Genomic DNA, 15,363 nt, shown 5'->3' on the forward strand with positions numbered 1-15,363 from the left:
CCGCGACGCAAGGAGAGGTGGGACCATGTCCGAGAACACCCACGACCCGTCGTCCGAGGTCGAGGCGGCGCAGACCGCGCAGTGGCGTCCGAGTCTGCACTTCACGGCTCGCGACACGTGGCTCAACGACCCCAACGGACTGATCACCCACCACGGTGTGCACCACCTGTTCTTCCAGAACAACCCGTACGGGCGTGAGTGGGGGAACATGTCGTGGGGGCACGCCACCTCGTCCGACTACCTCTCCTGGACCGAGCAACCGGTGGCGATCGTGGGCACCCCGACCGAGGGCATCTTCTCGGGCAGCGTCGTCTTCGACCAGCTGAACACCTCGGGACTCGGCACCGCCGAGAACCCACCACTGGTGGCGATCCACACCAGCGCCTTCGAGTCCGACCCCACCTGGGGCAACCAGCAGGGCCAGTCGTTGGCCGTCAGTCTCGATGACGGCCAGACCTGGACGCGGTTCGCGGGCAATCCCGTGCTCATGCGTGGTTCGGAGAACTTCCGCGACCCGAAGGTGTTCTGGCACACGCCGACCCAGCGTTGGGTGATGGTCGCCGTCGAGGCCCACGAACGGCAGGTGCTGGTGCACACCTCGACCAACCTGGTCGAGTGGACGCTCGCCAGCAGCTTCGGGCCCGAGGGTTCGACCTTCGGCATCTGGGAATGCCCCGACCTGTTCGAGATGCCCGTCGAGGGGACGTCCGAGAGCCGCTGGGTGATGCTGGTGAGCGTCGGCGACGGGGCACCAGCCGGAGGCTCCGGCATGCAATGGTTCGTCGGGGACTTCGACGGCGAGGTCTTCACCAGCCAGCAGGAGTCACGCTGGCTCGACCACGGCCCCGACCTGTACGCCGGGGTGACCTTCTCGGGTGAGTCCGAGACCACCCTGATCGGATGGATGAGCAACTGGCTCTACGCGCGCGACAGCCCTACCCGTCCCTGGGCGTCGGCGATGACCCTGCCCAGGCGACTGCGCCTTCGACGTGACGGGGACGAGTTGGCGGTGGCCCACGTACCCCTGCTGCCCACCGTGGCAGCAGAACTCCAGCCCGATCCCGGAGAGGCCCTGGACACGGCCGACGCCTACCGCATCACGACCGGTCTGGACGACGGCGGAGCCCTCACCCTGCGGCGGGTGGGCGACAGCGGGGGCGGCGAACCGGCCAGCAGCGAACTGGTCATCAGGCGGCCCGGCGACCGGCTCGAGATCGATCGCTCCCGTGCGTCGGTCACCGCCGTGCACCCCGAGGCGCCGATCGTGGTGCCCCTGCCGCGTGCGGCTTCGGCAACCAGCGACCCGGTCGACCTGGTCGTGATCGAGGACCACGGACTGGTCGAGGTGTTCACCGCCGACGGGCTGGTCAGTGCCAGCCTGCAGACCTTCCCCGTCGACGGTCCGTTGCGGGTCGAGGCCACCGGTCCCGTCCGGGTCGAAGGCCTGTCCGCCTGACTCCAGCCGCTCGGGTGTTGTCGCCTATCGCCCGGCGGTGATCGCCACGACGGACCCGGCCGGGACCGGGGTGACCAGCAGTCCGCCCTTCACCTGCACCCTGGACGCGCACCCGTCCGCCAGGTTGCAGTGGTCACCGTCGGCCAGCCCGGTCTGTCGCTGTGAGGTGGCCGCGGTCTCGCCGGCGTTGATGGCCACGAAGCCCACCCCGCCACCCGCGCCTGCCCCGTCGGCCCTGCGGACGATGGTGGCCAGGTTGCCGTCGGCGGCCACCTCGGCCGGCGCGTCGCCGACGGCTCGGTGGAAGGCCATCATGCCGAGCACGAGTCGATCGCGGTGGTTGCAGCTGAACCCCTCGTCCCGGGGCTGGGTCACGCCCGTGCAGGTGGCGGGCAGTACACGACCGGACGAGTCACGGGCCGGCCCCTGGTCGGTGGCCCCCACTTCGAATCGGTAGCCGGAGTAGACCACGGGTGTGCCGTAGCCGTAGCCGAGCAGGAAGGCCTCCCCGAACCGGTACTCGTCCAGTCGTTGGATCGAGAGGGTCTCGCCGTTGCGTTCGGTGTCGTGGTTGTCGACGAAGGTGATGGCGTTGACCGAGGGCAGCCACGAGGCGGTGTTGAAGTCGTTGAGGGAGTCGAACGAGTAGTTGCCGAAGATGTTCTGAAGGGCGCGCGCGTAGCCGAACTCCTGCACCCGACCGATGCCGGCGTACTGCTCGGGGGCGATCGGTTCGTCGTCCCCGCCCCGGATCACCTCGAGCACCAACCGCGGACGCTTCGGCAAGGGGTCGAGAATGGCGGCCAGGTCGGCCGGCGAGATGTGCTTCGCGGCGTCGACGCGGAAACCGTCCACCCCCAGCGACTGGAGGTCGGCGAGATAGGCGGTCAGGGTGCGTCGCACCTTGGGGGAGCCGGTGTCGAGGTCGGCGAGGTTGACCAGTTCGCAGGTCTGCACCTCGGTGGCGTTGGTGTAGTCGACGATCTCGTCGCCGGCCGTGAGCCCGCAGTGGTGGAAATCGGACCGCCCGTAGAGGCCCGGGTAGTCGTAGTGGTCGTAGTGGGAGCCAGCGGTGCCCACCCCGGGCGTGTCCTGACCCGTCATGTGGTTGATGACGGCATCGACCAGCACCTCGACGCCTGCCGCGTGGCAGGCCTTCACCATCGCGGCGAACTCGGCGCGGGTGCCGAGGGTTGACTCGAGCTTGTACGAGACGGGCTGGTAGACGATCCACCACGGAGCCAGCGAGGCAGGATCCCCGGTGATCGACTCCTGCGGGGGAGACGTCTGGACGAACGCGTAGCCGTCCTTGGCCAGTGCGGGGCACTCGGCGCCGATCGAGGTCCACGGCCACTGGAAGAGTTGGACGCCGACCGGCTGCGCCGGACCGGTCGGGGTGCGGGCGCCCGTGGGGCTGGTGGCGCTGGTGGGCGACGGGGATGAGCCCGTGCCCCGCGGCTGGATCGCGACCAGGGCAGCGATCACGACCAGGCCCAGGAGCAGCACGGCCAGGGGTGCGAAGGCCCTCGCACGGTGTCTCGTGGGGCGAGGGTTCGTGGGGTCCTGCGTCATGAGGTCACTGTGTCAGGTGAGGACGAGGATGGGCACCCCCCATCGTGCGGCCGTCCAAGCTGCCCCCGTTCCAGCCCGGGGCCACCTGCACCAGACCCAGCCCCTCGCCCACTCACGCCCAGGTGAAGACGGCAGCCTTGCGTCCAGAGCTGGTGCCCTGCGAGGTGGTCACGTGCACGATCCCCCGACGACCGGACGAGCCTGCCGGGATCCTGACCAGTGCCGAGGTGGGCGACTCGACCTTGGTGACCACGGCCGCCACCCCACCGACATCGGCCGTCATCCCGGGCAGGAACCCTCGTCCGGTCACCCGGATGACGATGCCGGAGGACCCCTTGGTGGTCGACAGCGACGAGATCACGGGTTGGGCGACGTAGGTCGCTCGTCCGACCATGGTGGTCCCGGCCGCCCCGACCATCCGGATCGGGTAGGCGCCCGGCGACACGTGGGCGGGCATGACGCCGCTGAGTTCGGTGTCGGAGCTGACCGCCAGGTCAGCCAGTCGCACCCCTCCCACGGTGACCGCGGTGACACCGGTGAACCCGGTGCCGCGGAACGAGACCCGGGTACCACCGTCGAGTCCGGTGGCCGCCCAGACCTGCGAGCTGAGGGTCGGAGTCAGGGTGCGGGAGGCGTCCACGATGCCGCTGCCGCAACCCGAGCAGGTTGCTGCCGGGCGGGCTCGGCTCGTGAGCGCTGCCTCGACCTGGGCGACCGTCAGCGTCGGCTGCTGCTGCCACAACATCGCGGCCACCCCGGCGACCTGTGGCGCTGCGAACGAGGTGCCCGCCCCGAGGACGTCGGTGTAGGAGCCATTGTTCGTGGTGCCGGCATTCACGCCCAGCAGCATGAGCGGGGCCGACTGGTCGCCGCCCGGCGCCGCGAGATCGACCGGACCGCCGTAGTTCGAATAGACCGCACGCGCCTGGGTCGAGGTGCTCGCCGCCACGTCGAGCACTCCCGGGCAGTTGCCGGGCGCGAAGTTCTGGGCGGCCGCGCCGGCGTTGCCGGCCGCCGTCACCACCAGGGACCCCTGGGCCCTGGCGGCCTGGACGGCCTGCTGCCAGTCAGCGGTGCAGCTCGAAGGGTCGAGGGTGCTGAGGGAGAGGTTGATCACCTTCGCCGGATGGGTGTTGGTGGGCACTCCCGGCACGGGGATGCCACTGGCCCAGCCGATGGCGTCGATCACGTCGGACTCCAGCCCGCCGCAGCGGCCGAGCACGCGCAGGGGCACGATCTTCGCCCCGGGCGCCACCCCGGCGATGTTTCGTCCGTTGTCACGCAGGGCGGCGATGGTGCCGGCCACTGCGGTGCCGTGCCACGAGGACGAGTCACCCGTCGAGGTGCAGAAGTCACCCACGTCGGTGGGGTCACCGTCGCGGCCGTTGCCGTCGCCGCCGGCCGTCGGGTCGGCGATGAAGTCATACCCCCCGACGTACTGCCCCGCCAGATCGGGGTGGGCGGTGCGGCCGGTGTCGAGCACCGCCACGTTGACCCCGGTCCCCGTCCACTGCCAGACGGGCTCGACGTTGATGCTCGCGGGCCCCTTGAGGTTCCACTGCTTGGCGAAGTCGGGATCGTTGCTGACCGCGGTGACCCGACGGTTGGGCACCGCGTACTCCACGTCGGAGCGGGCTCGCAGGGCGGCGATCACGGCCTGCGGATCGCCGGCGCCGTCGACCACCACGGTTCCGGTGAACAATTGCCTCTTCTCCACGGGGGTCCTGGTGAGTCGCTTGGTCGACTGGGCCGCCCTCAGCACCTGGGTGCGGTGGACGCGGTCGGCCGAGGGAGCGAAACGCACCAGGACCTCGCCCGACCAGCCCGCCGGCAGGCCAGGGGCGGCCTCGGCGGGGAGTGGCGGGGTCGACGCCGCCAGCACTCCGGTGACCACGAGCAGGGGAAGGACCCATCTGCGGGCCTGAGGGGTGCACGTCACCCGAGCATCCTAGGCACCCGGCCTGACCGGTCGGGGTCGGCTCGCGGCCCACGGGTGAACTGCGTAGGGTCGAACCATGGCTTTCGACGATGCTGAGCTGCGGGCCCGCGTTGAGGCGGTGCTGCCCGCCACCCTCGACTCCCTCAAGGAACACTGCGCCATCGCGTCGGTGAGTTCGCTGCCCGACCACGCCGACCAGGTCGACCGGTCGGCGGCCTGGGTGGTCGCCCAACTCGAGGCCCTCGGTTGCCCCGACGTGCGCATCGTCAGTGAGGACGGTGGCAAGCCCGCCGTCATCGCCCACTTCCCTGCCCCCGCGGGTCAGCCCACTGTCTGCCTCTACGCCCACCACGACGTGCAGCCCACCGGCGACGAGTCCCTGTGGACGAGTGAACCGTTCGTCGCCACTGAGCGCACCGACGCGGTGGGGGAGACCCGACTGTTCGGCCGCGGAACCTCAGACGACAAGGGTGGACTGGCCGTCCACCTGGCAGCCCTGCGGGCCTACGAGGGCCAGCCGCCCGTCGGCGTCACCCTGTTCATCGAGGGTGAGGAGGAGATCGGCTCGCCGAGCCTCGCCACCATCATCGAGCGCCACCACGAAGCGCTGGCGGCCGACGTGTTCGTGATCGCCGACTCCGGCAACTGGCAGGTCGGGGTGCCCGCCTTCACCACCACCCTGCGGGGCCTCGCGGACTGCGTCGTCGAGGTCGAGACCCTCGACCACGCCCTGCACTCCGGGTCGTTCGGTGGGGTCGTCCCCGACGCACTGACCACCCTCTGCCGCCTGCTCGCGACCCTGCACGACGACCGCGGACGAGTGGCCGTCGCCGACCTCGGCAGCACCGACGCGCCCGACCTGGACTACCCGGAGGACCGGTTGCGGTCGGAGACCGGGCTGCTCGACGGGGTCGACTGGATCGGTGACGGCTCGGTGGTGAGCCGGCTGTGGGCCCAGCCATCGGTCTCCGTCCTCGCCATTGATGCCCCCTCGGTTGCGAACGCGTCGAACACGCTGCAGCCGAAGGCGCGCGCCAAGGTCTCGTTGCGGGTGGCGCCCGGTGACGACGCCCACCGTGCCACCCAGGCCCTGCGCGCCCACCTCGAGAGCCACGCACCGTTCGGCGCCCACGTCACGGTCCGTGACGGCGACGCCGGCCAGCCGGGACTGATCCCGTTCGAGGGCGCCGTCGCCGAGGCCGCCACCGACGCCTTCCGGGAGGCTTGGGGAGTCGATCCGGTCCAGGTCGGCCAGGGGGGCTCGATCCCGATGGTGGCTGACTTCCAGCGGCAGTTCCCCCGGGCGGACGTGCTGGTGACCGCCGTCGGTGACCCCGACAGCCGAGCCCACGGCATCGACGAGTCATTGCACCTCGGCGACTGGCGCAAGGCCTGTCTGGCCGAGACCCTGCTGCTGGCCCGACTGGCTCGCTGACCGCACGGAGGGTGGGGGCATGGGATTCGAGAACTGGATCGACCGCCAGATCCGGGAGGCCACCGAGCGGGGGGAGTTCTCGAACCTGCCCGGTGAGGGCAAGCCGGTCGACCTGGGTCGACCCGGTGATGACGAGTGGTGGATCCGCCGCAAGCTCGAGAAGGAAGACCTGCGCGGTGCGATGCCGACCTCCTTGGCGCTGCGCCGTGAGAAGCAGGACATCCAGCAGACCCTGGCCGACGTCCGCGGCGTCGAAGCTGCTCGCGAGATCATCGCCGACCTGAACGACCGCATCCGGGACGCCAACGTGCGCCAGACCGAGCGGGTGCCGATCTTCACCCGCGAACTCGACATCGAGGAAGTCCTGGCCGAATGGATGCGGCGGCAAGGCCTGTCATGACGCTCGCCACGGGCGACCCCGCGACCCGCGAACGCATCCTCGGCTGCGCCCGGGCCGCCGGCATCGGCGCCGACGAGCTCGGCGAGATCGTGCCGAGTTGGTCGCAGCACACCGTGATGGTCGGCGATGGCCGGGTGCTGCGAGTGTGTTGGTTGGGCAACACCGACCGGCTGCTGGCCGAGTCGCTCCTGCTGCGCGAGCTGCCGGTGTCGCTGGGGTCTCCCACGGTGCTCGCCTTCGGACGAGTGGACGGGCTCACCTGGGCCGTCTCGAGCCGCATGCCGGGGCGCACCCTGGCTGCAGTGTGGCCCGACCTGACCCTCGAGCAACGTGACGCCGCGGCCGTGGCCACCGCCGATCTGGTCGCCCAGCTCTACGAACACCGCCCCAGCGCCGAGGTCACCCACGCCGTGTTGTCGGTCCCCAACTACCAAGACCTGCTGGGCCACGGCGACCTGTTGGGCGGTGCCATGCTCGGCTGGCCGCTCCCGCGGGTCCGAGGACTGCTCGCCGACCCACGCTCCGTGCTGAGGGGCGACCAGAAGCAGCGCATCCTCGACGGACTGGTGGCCCACCCCGACCTGGTACCCCGGGTCGACAGCCCCGAGTTGCCGGTGATCCACGGCGACCTGCATGCCAGCAACATCTGGTGGCAGGACGACCCCGGCGAGCGCTTCGACGGCGTCTCCGGCCGGGTGACCGGACTGTTCGACCTGGAATGGGCGCGTTTCGCCGAACCCTGGGCCGACTACGGACGATCCCACGAGCGAGCACTGGCCGACGTCGCCGATGGCCGTGACTGCCACCAGCACCTGATCCCCGGCATCCAACGGTCCCTGCCGGCCTGGCAGGTCTCGGACGAGCGCCTGCTGGTGTCGAGCCTCGGCTACACCGTGCGCGAGGCGCTGCTGTGGGAGCCACTGGGACCGGATTCCCCCGGTGACCACGTGGTGCCCATGGTGGACGGGTTGCTGGCCCAGCTGGGGTGGTGACCGGCGGCTTCCGCGCCCGAGCGGAGCCAGCCCCGGACGAGCCGGTCCGTCCGGTCGTGCCCCTGTAGGGTGACCGTGTGCCTCGTCCCGACGGTCTGCTCACCCATGAACTCGATCCGCTCGACCGCGGCCCGCAGGACCACTGCGGGGTGTTCGGGGTGTTGGCCCGCGAGGAGGAAGTCGCCAAGCTGACCTTCTTCGGTCTGTTCGCGCTGCAGCACCGCGGGCAGGAGTCCGCCGGCATCGCCGTCAGCAACGGTGAACGGATCATGGTCTTCAAGGACATGGGGCTGGTCAGCCAGGTCTTCGACGAGGCGGCCCTCAACTCCCTTCCGGGACACCTCGCCATCGGTCACACCCGCTACTCGACCACCGGTGCCTCGGTGTGGGGCAATGCCCAGCCGACCTTCCGTCCCACCGGGCGTGGTGGGCTGGCGCTGGCGCACAACGGCAACCTGACCAACACCGACGAACTCGAGGCCATCCTCGCCACCCGGATGCCACCCAGCCAGGTGCCGCACAAGAACCGGATGGACTCCACCAACGACACCTCCATCCTGACGGCGCTGCTGGCCACCTACGAAGACCTCACCGTCGAACAGGCCGCCCTCGAGGTTCTGCCCCAGCTGCGTGGCGCCTTCTGCCTCACGTTCATGGACGAGAACACCCTGTTCGCGGCGCGTGACCCGCAGGGCATCCGTCCGTTGGCACTCGGCAAGCTGCCCTCCGGCGGCTGGGTGGTGGCCAGCGAGACGGCAGCCCTCGACATCGTCGGGGCCGAGATCGTCCGCGACGTCGCTCCCGGCGAACTGGTGATCATCACCGAGCAGGAGGGCCTGCGCTCGGTCAGGTTCGCCGAGCCCGCCCCGAAGCACTGCCTGTTCGAGTACGTCTACCTCGCGCGCCCCGACACCCTCGTCGAGGGCCGGCGCATCCACAACGTGAGGGTCAAGGTCGGCAAGACACTGGCCAAGGAGCACCCCGTCGAGGCCGACCTGGTCATCCCCACCCCCGAGTCGGGAACGCCCGCGGCGATCGGGTTCGCGGCGGAGTCGAAGATCCCCTACGGGCAGGGCCTGGTGCGCAACGCCTACGTCGGACGAACCTTCATCCAGCCCTCGCAGACGATGCGGCAGATGGGCATCAGGTTGAAGCTGAACCCGTTGCGCGACGTGGTGAAGGGCAAGCGCCTGGTGGTGGTCGACGACACCATCGTCCGCGGGAACACCCAGCGCCAGGTGGTGGCCATGTTGCGCCATGCCGGCGCCACCGAGGTGCACGTGCGCATCTCGGCGCCCCCGGTGCAGTGGCCCTGCTTCTACGGCATCGACTTCGCCACCCGCGAGGAGCTGCTGGCGCCCCAGATGACCATCGACGAGATGTGCGCCGCCATCGGCGCCGACTCGCTCGGATTCGTCTCGTTGGAGGGTCTGGTGAAGACCACCCACCAGCCCATGGAGAACCTGTGTCGGGCCTGTTTCGACGGGGTCTACCCCGTGCCCGTCCCCACCGGATACCACCCCCAGGAGTGTTGATGAGCCAGTCCGCCTACGCCCGAGCCGGAGTCGACATCGAGGCCGGTGATCGCGCGGTCGAGCTCATGAAGGCCCACGTGGCGCGCACCCGCCGTCCCGAGGTGCTGGGTGGTCTGGGCGGATTCGCCGGCTTCTTCGACGCCTCGGCGCTCAAGAACTTCCACCAGCCGGTGCTGGCCACCTCCACCGACGGTGTCGGCACCAAGGTCGCGATCGCGCAGGCCCTCGACAAGCACGACACCATCGGGTTCGACCTGATCGGCATGCTCGTCGACGACCTCGTCGTCACCGGTGCCGAGCCCCTCTTCGTGACCGACTACATCGCCTGCGGCAAGGTCGTCCCCGAGCGGATCGCGGCCATCGTGGGCGGCATCGCCGCGGCCTGTGAGGTCGCTGGCGCGGCCCTGCTGGGTGGGGAGACCGCCGAGCACCCGGGACTGTTGTCGCCCGACGAGTACGACATCGCCGGTGCCACCACGGGCGTGGTGGAGCGCGACCAGATCCTGGGTGCCGATCGCATCGTCGCCGGCGACGTGGTGCTCGCGCTGGCCTCGTCGGGTCTGCACTCCAACGGTTACTCGCTGGTGCGCCACGTCCTGCTCACCGAAGCGGGCTGGTCGCTCGACCGACAGGTCGACGAGTTGGGCACCTCGCTGGGCGAGGCGTTGTTGACGCCGACCAAGGTCTACGCCACCGACATCCTCGCCATGATCGAGGCCGCCCGCGGTGACCAGCCCGGCGACGGGATCCATGCGATCAGCCACATCACCGGTGGTGGGTTCGCCAACAACCTGGCCCGCATCTTCCCGTCCGGTCTGGGGGCGGTGGTCGAGCGCTCGACCTGGACCCCGCCGGCGATCTTCCAGCTCGTGCAGGGCTTGGGCCAGGTCTCCCGGGCCGATCTCGAGGCCACCCTCAACCAAGGGGTCGGTATGGCGGTCGTGTTGCCGGAATCGGCCGTCGACGCCGCCCGGACGAGCCTGGCGTCCCGTGGGGTGGAGTCGTGGGTGTGTGGTCGGGTCGAGCCTCGGGACGGGGTCGAACTGGTCGGCGAGCACGCCTGATCGTCGCCCGGTCAGTCGATCGATCCCGACGGTCGCAGGCGGCGCCCAAAGCGGGCGACCCGCCGGGCACTCGCTGGGGGCGGAATCACTTTGGATGGGGCAGGTGGCTCCGCTACCCTTGCACTCACGACAGTTGACACACATTTCCGCGGGCACGCCCGCGAGGGACACAGCGAGGGGGTCGACCCATATGGGGCGCGGCCGTGCAAAGGCGAAGCAGACCAAGGTTGCCCGCGATCTGAAGTATCGCTCGGTTGACACAGATTTTGCTTCCTTGGAGCGTGAGCTCCGCAGTGATTCGCCGGACGACAGCAGGTTTGTCGATCTGGACGACGACCAGTACGCAGATCTCGCTGCGCAGTACGTGGACGGCGAGGACGACGACCCGGACGGTCGCTGACCGGACCCAGGGGTGACCACAATGGCTGACTCGTACCCCGTGGCTGACTGGTACCCCGACGAGTTGTTGCCCGGCTACGAGTGTCTCCGGCTTGAGTTGCACGACCCGGCGGTGGCCGAGGGTGAACCCGACGACACCGACCTCTGCGCCACGTTGGTCAGGCAGCACCCACCCTGTCATCGACGGGCAGTGCTGTACCTGCACGGCTGGTCGGACTACTTCTTCCAGACCCATCTGGCCGAGTTCTTCGACGGGTTGGGATTCGACTTCCATGCCATCGAGCTGAGGCGCTACGGACGGTCGCTGCGCGACGGGCAACTGGGCGGGTTCGTCACCGACCTGCACGAGTACTTCGACGAGTTGGACGAAGCCTTCGCGGTGATCGCGGCCGACCACGACGACATCACGTTGATGGGCCACTCGACCGGGGGGCTCACGGCCTCGCTGTGGGCGAACGAGCGCCCCGGACGGTTCAACGGTGTCGTGCTGAACTCCCCGTGGATCGACCTGCAGGGTGCACCCGTGCTGAAGGCGCTGACGGCGCCCATGATGAAGACCCTCGGCCAGCGCTACCCGACCACGGTGCTGCCCCTGACCGACGCCGGTATCTACGCACGTTCGATCCATGCCTCCCAGGACGGCGAGTGGGACTTCGACCTTGGTCTGAAGCAGCACCCGTCCTTCGCCATCAGGGTGGGCTGGATGCGGGCCATCATGGCTGGCCACGCCGAGGTCAAGGCCGGTCTGCACATCGACACCCCGGTGATCAGCATGCTGAGCCACAAGACGAGTTTTCGGCGCACCTACGGCCCGCTGGCCCAGACCACCGACACGGTGCTCGACGTCGACAAGCTGGCACGCCGCTCGGTTAGCCTGGGCCCCCACGTGACCGTGGTGCGGATCACCGACGGCTTGCACGACCTCGTGCTGTCGGGCGAGAAGGCGCGTGCAGACGTCTTCGAGCACCTGCGTCGATGGCTGTCGGCCTACGTCCTCTGAGCGGCTGCAGTCGTTCCTCGATGCCGGTCGACGGGCCGTCCGGTGAGAGAATGGTCACATGCCGCATCGTGATCAGCATGTCGTCGTCGTGGGTGGCGGGTTCGCCGGACTGAACGCCAGCACCCAGCTGGCCAAGGCCGGGTTCCGGGTCACCCTGATCGACCGCCACCCCTACACCACCTTCCAGCCCCTGCTCTACCAGGTGGCCACCGGGGGACTGAATCCGGGCGACATCACCTACTCCCTGCGACGGTTCGCATCCAACCACGCCGTCGGACGGGTCAGCTTCCGCCGGGCGACGGTCAACGCGATCGACACCGAGAACCAGCAGGTGGTCGTCAGCCGCGGCGAGCCGATCGCCTACGACCACCTGGTGCTGAGCCCGGGGGTGGGGGTGAACTTCTTCGGCATCGAGGGAGCCTCGGAGAACGCACGCTCCATCTACACCCGGGGCGAGGCCATCGAGGTGCGAGACATCATCTACTCCGGCCTGGAGCAGTTGACGGCCGAGCGCGACCCTGATCGCCGGTTCACCGTGGTGGTGGTCGGTGGCGGACCCACCGGAGTCGAGATGGCCGGCACCCTCGCCGAGATGAAGTCCGAGGCCCTACCGGTGGTCTACCCCGAGATCCACATCGACAACTTCCGGGTGGTGCTGGTCGAGATGGGGCCTGCCCTGCTGGCCCCCTTCGAACCCGGACTGCGCGACTACACCCTCGCCGAACTGCGCAAGCGCGGGGTCGACGTGAGGCTCAACACGACGATCTCGAAGGTGGCCTACAACCAGGTGACCTTCGCCAACGGCGGGACCCTCGACGTCGACGTGGTCGTGTGGGCGGCGGGCGTGGGCGCCCACTCCGTGGTCAACGGGTGGGGCATGCCGCAGGGCAGGGGAGGGAGGATCCTGGTCGACCGCGACCTCACGGTGAAGGGGTTCACCAACGTCTACGCCATCGGCGACGCAGCCGTGATCGAGGACGATCCGCTGCCGCAGCTGGCGCAGCCCGCCATCCAGGAGGGCGCCCACGTGGCCCAGACGATCCTGGCGCGGATCGAGGGCCGGGCCACGCGTCCGTTCGAGTACACCGACAAGGGGACGATGGCCACCATCGGCCGCCTCGACGCCGTGCTCCAGTTCCCCAACCGCAAGGACGGCAAGCCCGGCTACACGCTGCGCTCCGGGCCCGCCTGGGTGCTGTGGGTGGCCGTCCACCTGCGGTCGCTGCTGGGTGGACGAAACCGGCTCCAGGCCATGATCAACATGGGGGTGCGGTTCGTGACCTGGCCGAAGTCCGCGACCGGCATCATGGGCGACATCACTGCTTCGCCTGCGGAGTTGGGTCGCGAGAACGAGTGAGGCCGTGGCCGTCCCGGGGGTGTCCAGACAGACGAAAAAGCCCCGGCGGACCGGGGCTGTGGTGGCCAGGACCGGGATCGAACCGGTGACCTTTCACTTTTCAGGCGAACGCTCTACCAACTGAGCTACCTGGCCATCCCTCGCGAGCATGCTCACTGAGAGACAAAAGCGATGATGTGCGAGACATCATCGCTTCAGCGACCCCGACGGGACTCGAACCCGCGACCTCCGCCGTGACAGGGCGGCGCGCTAACCAACTGCGCTACGGGGCCTGGCGGCCCTCGAACCTTGCGATTCGGTGAGCTGCTACCCGAAACAGGCAGCTAGAGAAGAATAGCCACAACCCCGCGGGGTTCGCCAATCGGGCCAGGCCCGGCCGGCTGGTGGCGCGGCGGTGTTGTGCGGTCTCGGTCTGAGGCTCTCGCGCCAATCGTGCGGATTGTGTGCCCTGGCGGCAATCCGGTCCTCCTGGGCGCAACCATCGCCGTGAGAGCGCACGATCCGCACGATTGGCCGCGGAGACGCTTGGCTGCTCCTTGGTGAAGTCGCCGCCCCCGAGCTTGCACGTCATTGCTTTCCGCCTCGGCAAGGGAACGACGCACCCCGCCGAGCTGGGCTCGGCGGGGTGCGTGGTCTGGTATCCCCAACGGGATTCGAACCCGCGCTGCCGCCTTGAAAGGGCGGTGTCCTGGGCCGCTAGACGATGGGGACCCGGCTGGGCAAGTCTAGGACCTGCCGTTGACCGTGGGCCAATCGGGCGCGGCCGCGGATCCTCAGAACCGCGTCGTGATGTGCACGTGGTCGCGGTGGTTGGCTGTCGCTCCACCACGGTCGGCCATCAGGCGCCATCCCTCGGCGTCCCGATCACGGTTCCAGATGTGCTGGTCGAAGATGACGTACTGGATGTCGAGTCGATCGGCATTGGCCCGGGCCCACTTCGCGATCTGCCACCCCTGCGCGTTGCCGGACGTCGTGCCCCAGCTGGGGAGCATCAGGTCGAGGGCGTGACCACTTGGGTGGTCGGGGATGGAGTCGGGACGGATGCCGTAGATCGTCTTGATCTGGGGCCAAGTCGACCGCACGTTCACCAGCAGCGTGTAGGTGTTGCTGGGCAGTCCGACCAGACCCGAGGATCCGCCGTAGGTCGGGTCCATGTTGGAGCCAGGCTTGGTCGAGCTCAGGTACAGGGCGGTCACCCAGCGCACGGCGCCCTGGTAGACGATCTGGGCTCGTCCGTTCTGCACCACACCGGTCACGCTGAGCGCGGTGCCCGCGGGCACCTCGCCCACGGTGACCGCATCGGTCCCGGAGGTGGTGCGGATGTCGAGCGCAGCGGTGGCGTACTGGATGCCGATCACCTTGGGAAGCGTCGGTGTGATGACCACCGGCGCGCCATCGACGGGTGCCACGTAGGCGGCGTTGACCCAGCGCAGGCTGCCCTGCCAGATGATCTCGACGACGCCGGTGCCGGTCTTGCCGGTGAGGTTCAGGATCGTCCCCTTGGGGATGTCGCCGAGCGAGGTGAACGAGGCGTCCGCCGAGGTGCGAATCATCAGGTCGGCGGTGGCACGTCCCTGGCTCTTGGCGACCAGCGTGGTGTCGGCCGACCCGGAGGTGCCCAGCCAGGCCGTCGCGACCCAGGCCCGGCCGTCCTTCCAGATGATCTGGGTGTAAGAGGCGTTGACGAGGCCTGTCAGCGTGACGGTCGCGCCCTTCGGCAGCAGACCCACGGCGCGTGCGGTGACGGTGGGCCCGGTGCGCACGTTGAGCGCCTCGGTGACGGTTCGGCTACCGATGGAGCCCGACTGGCTGACGGGGGCCGACTCGGTCGCGCGGACGCCGGTGAGGTAGTTGGACGACACCCAGGCGGAGCGTCCGTTCCAGGTGACGGGCACCCAGCCGTTGTTGACGGGTCCGGTCTGCTTGACGGTGCCGCCCAGGTAGAGCACCCCGATGATGGGGCCTCTCGGGCTCGGCACCGACCGCACGTTGACGGCGGTGGTGGCGCGCAGGGTGGTGTAGTTCGCGATGGCGCTCGGACCGATCGCAACACCGGAGGCGACGATCGCTCCGGCGAGGCCAGCAGCGGTAGCGCCGATGCGCAGGCTGACCAAGAGGCGCAGCATGGGGGGCTCCTTCCGTGCGGCCTTCCCTGCCGCAGGTCGACAGCCGTCGATCGAAGGGCGTCTTCCCCGGTGCAGGGCACACCCCATC

The 15,363-nt window shown here is 69.3% G+C and carries 12 protein-coding genes and 3 tRNA genes; 9 read left to right on the top strand and 6 right to left on the bottom strand.

Annotated elements, in window-relative coordinates; genetic code table 11:
* The first annotated feature begins 25 nt into the window (after window positions 1-25).
* Window positions 26-1,456 carry a glycoside hydrolase family 32 protein gene (locus QQZ11_RS07360; protein WP_284549603.1) on the top strand — a complete coding sequence of 477 codons (1,431 nt, stop codon included), beginning with the start codon at window positions 26-28 and terminating at the stop codon, window positions 1,454-1,456.
* Between the two features lie 24 nt (window positions 1,457-1,480).
* Here the strand turns inward: QQZ11_RS07360 and QQZ11_RS07365 are convergent, their stop codons facing one another.
* Both QQZ11_RS07365 and QQZ11_RS07370 read right to left on the bottom strand, forming a co-directional pair.
* Window positions 1,481-3,028: an alpha-amylase family glycosyl hydrolase gene (locus QQZ11_RS07365; RefSeq protein ID WP_284549605.1), complete on the bottom strand. Its 1,548-nt coding sequence runs from the start codon at window positions 3,026-3,028 to the stop codon at window positions 1,481-1,483.
* A gap of 112 nt (window positions 3,029-3,140) precedes the next feature.
* Window positions 3,141-4,967, bottom strand: a complete 1,827-nt coding sequence (locus tag QQZ11_RS07370; protein ID WP_284549607.1) for a S8 family serine peptidase — start codon at window positions 4,965-4,967, stop codon at window positions 3,141-3,143.
* Window positions 4,968-5,043: 76 nt separating this feature from the next.
* Here QQZ11_RS07370 and QQZ11_RS07375 point away from each other — a divergent pair, with 76 nt between their 5' ends.
* The 8 genes from QQZ11_RS07375 (at window position 5,044) to QQZ11_RS07410 (ending at window position 13,149) form a co-directional block, all read left to right on the top strand.
* Window positions 5,044-6,402, top strand: coding sequence for a dipeptidase (locus QQZ11_RS07375; protein ID WP_284549608.1), 1,359 nt, complete (start codon window positions 5,044-5,046; stop codon window positions 6,400-6,402).
* A gap of 19 nt (window positions 6,403-6,421) precedes the next feature.
* A complete protein-coding gene (locus QQZ11_RS07380) occupies window positions 6,422-6,802 on the top strand; it encodes a DnaJ family domain-containing protein (RefSeq protein WP_284549611.1) in 381 nt (126 codons plus the stop codon).
* Window positions 6,799-7,794: a phosphotransferase family protein gene (locus tag QQZ11_RS07385; RefSeq protein ID WP_284549612.1), complete on the top strand. Its 996-nt coding sequence runs from the start codon at window positions 6,799-6,801 to the stop codon at window positions 7,792-7,794. Before QQZ11_RS07380 ends, QQZ11_RS07385 begins: the two co-directional genes overlap by 4 nt.
* 77 nt (window positions 7,795-7,871) lie before the next feature.
* Complete coding sequence (gene purF / locus QQZ11_RS07390; protein WP_022911041.1) at window positions 7,872-9,329, top strand: amidophosphoribosyltransferase; 1,458 nt, start codon at window positions 7,872-7,874, stop codon at window positions 9,327-9,329.
* Window positions 9,326-10,393, top strand: coding sequence for a phosphoribosylformylglycinamidine cyclo-ligase (purM, locus tag QQZ11_RS07395; RefSeq protein ID WP_284549613.1), 1,068 nt, complete (start codon window positions 9,326-9,328; stop codon window positions 10,391-10,393). The genes purF and purM overlap by 4 nt, the downstream gene beginning before the upstream one ends.
* A gap of 190 nt (window positions 10,394-10,583) precedes the next feature.
* Window positions 10,584-10,793: a DUF3073 domain-containing protein gene (locus QQZ11_RS07400; protein WP_040438585.1), complete on the top strand. Its 210-nt coding sequence runs from the start codon at window positions 10,584-10,586 to the stop codon at window positions 10,791-10,793.
* Between the two features lie 21 nt (window positions 10,794-10,814).
* Window positions 10,815-11,792 carry an alpha/beta hydrolase gene (locus QQZ11_RS07405; protein WP_284549614.1) on the top strand — a complete coding sequence of 326 codons (978 nt, stop codon included), beginning with the start codon at window positions 10,815-10,817 and terminating at the stop codon, window positions 11,790-11,792.
* Between the two features lie 58 nt (window positions 11,793-11,850).
* On the top strand, window positions 11,851-13,149 hold the full coding sequence (locus tag QQZ11_RS07410) for an NAD(P)/FAD-dependent oxidoreductase (RefSeq protein WP_284549615.1): 1,299 nt from the start codon (window positions 11,851-11,853) through the stop codon (window positions 13,147-13,149).
* Window positions 13,150-13,208: 59 nt separating this feature from the next.
* Here the strand turns inward: QQZ11_RS07410 and QQZ11_RS07415 are convergent.
* The 4 genes from QQZ11_RS07415 to QQZ11_RS07430 form a co-directional block, all read right to left on the bottom strand.
* Window positions 13,209-13,284 (bottom strand) — tRNA-Phe (locus QQZ11_RS07415).
* A gap of 63 nt (window positions 13,285-13,347) precedes the next feature.
* Window positions 13,348-13,421, bottom strand: a tRNA-Asp gene (locus QQZ11_RS07420).
* Between the two features lie 363 nt (window positions 13,422-13,784).
* A tRNA-Glu gene (locus tag QQZ11_RS07425) sits at window positions 13,785-13,860 on the bottom strand.
* 62 nt (window positions 13,861-13,922) lie between these two features.
* Window positions 13,923-15,275 carry an SH3 domain-containing protein gene (locus tag QQZ11_RS07430; RefSeq protein ID WP_022911036.1) on the bottom strand — a complete coding sequence of 451 codons (1,353 nt, stop codon included), beginning with the start codon at window positions 15,273-15,275 and terminating at the stop codon, window positions 13,923-13,925.
* Window positions 15,276-15,363 lie beyond the last annotated feature (88 nt).

The sequence above is a fragment of the Aestuariimicrobium sp. T2.26MG-19.2B genome (assembly GCF_950101875.1).
GTDB lineage: Bacteria > Actinomycetota > Actinomycetes > Propionibacteriales > Propionibacteriaceae > Aestuariimicrobium > Aestuariimicrobium kwangyangense.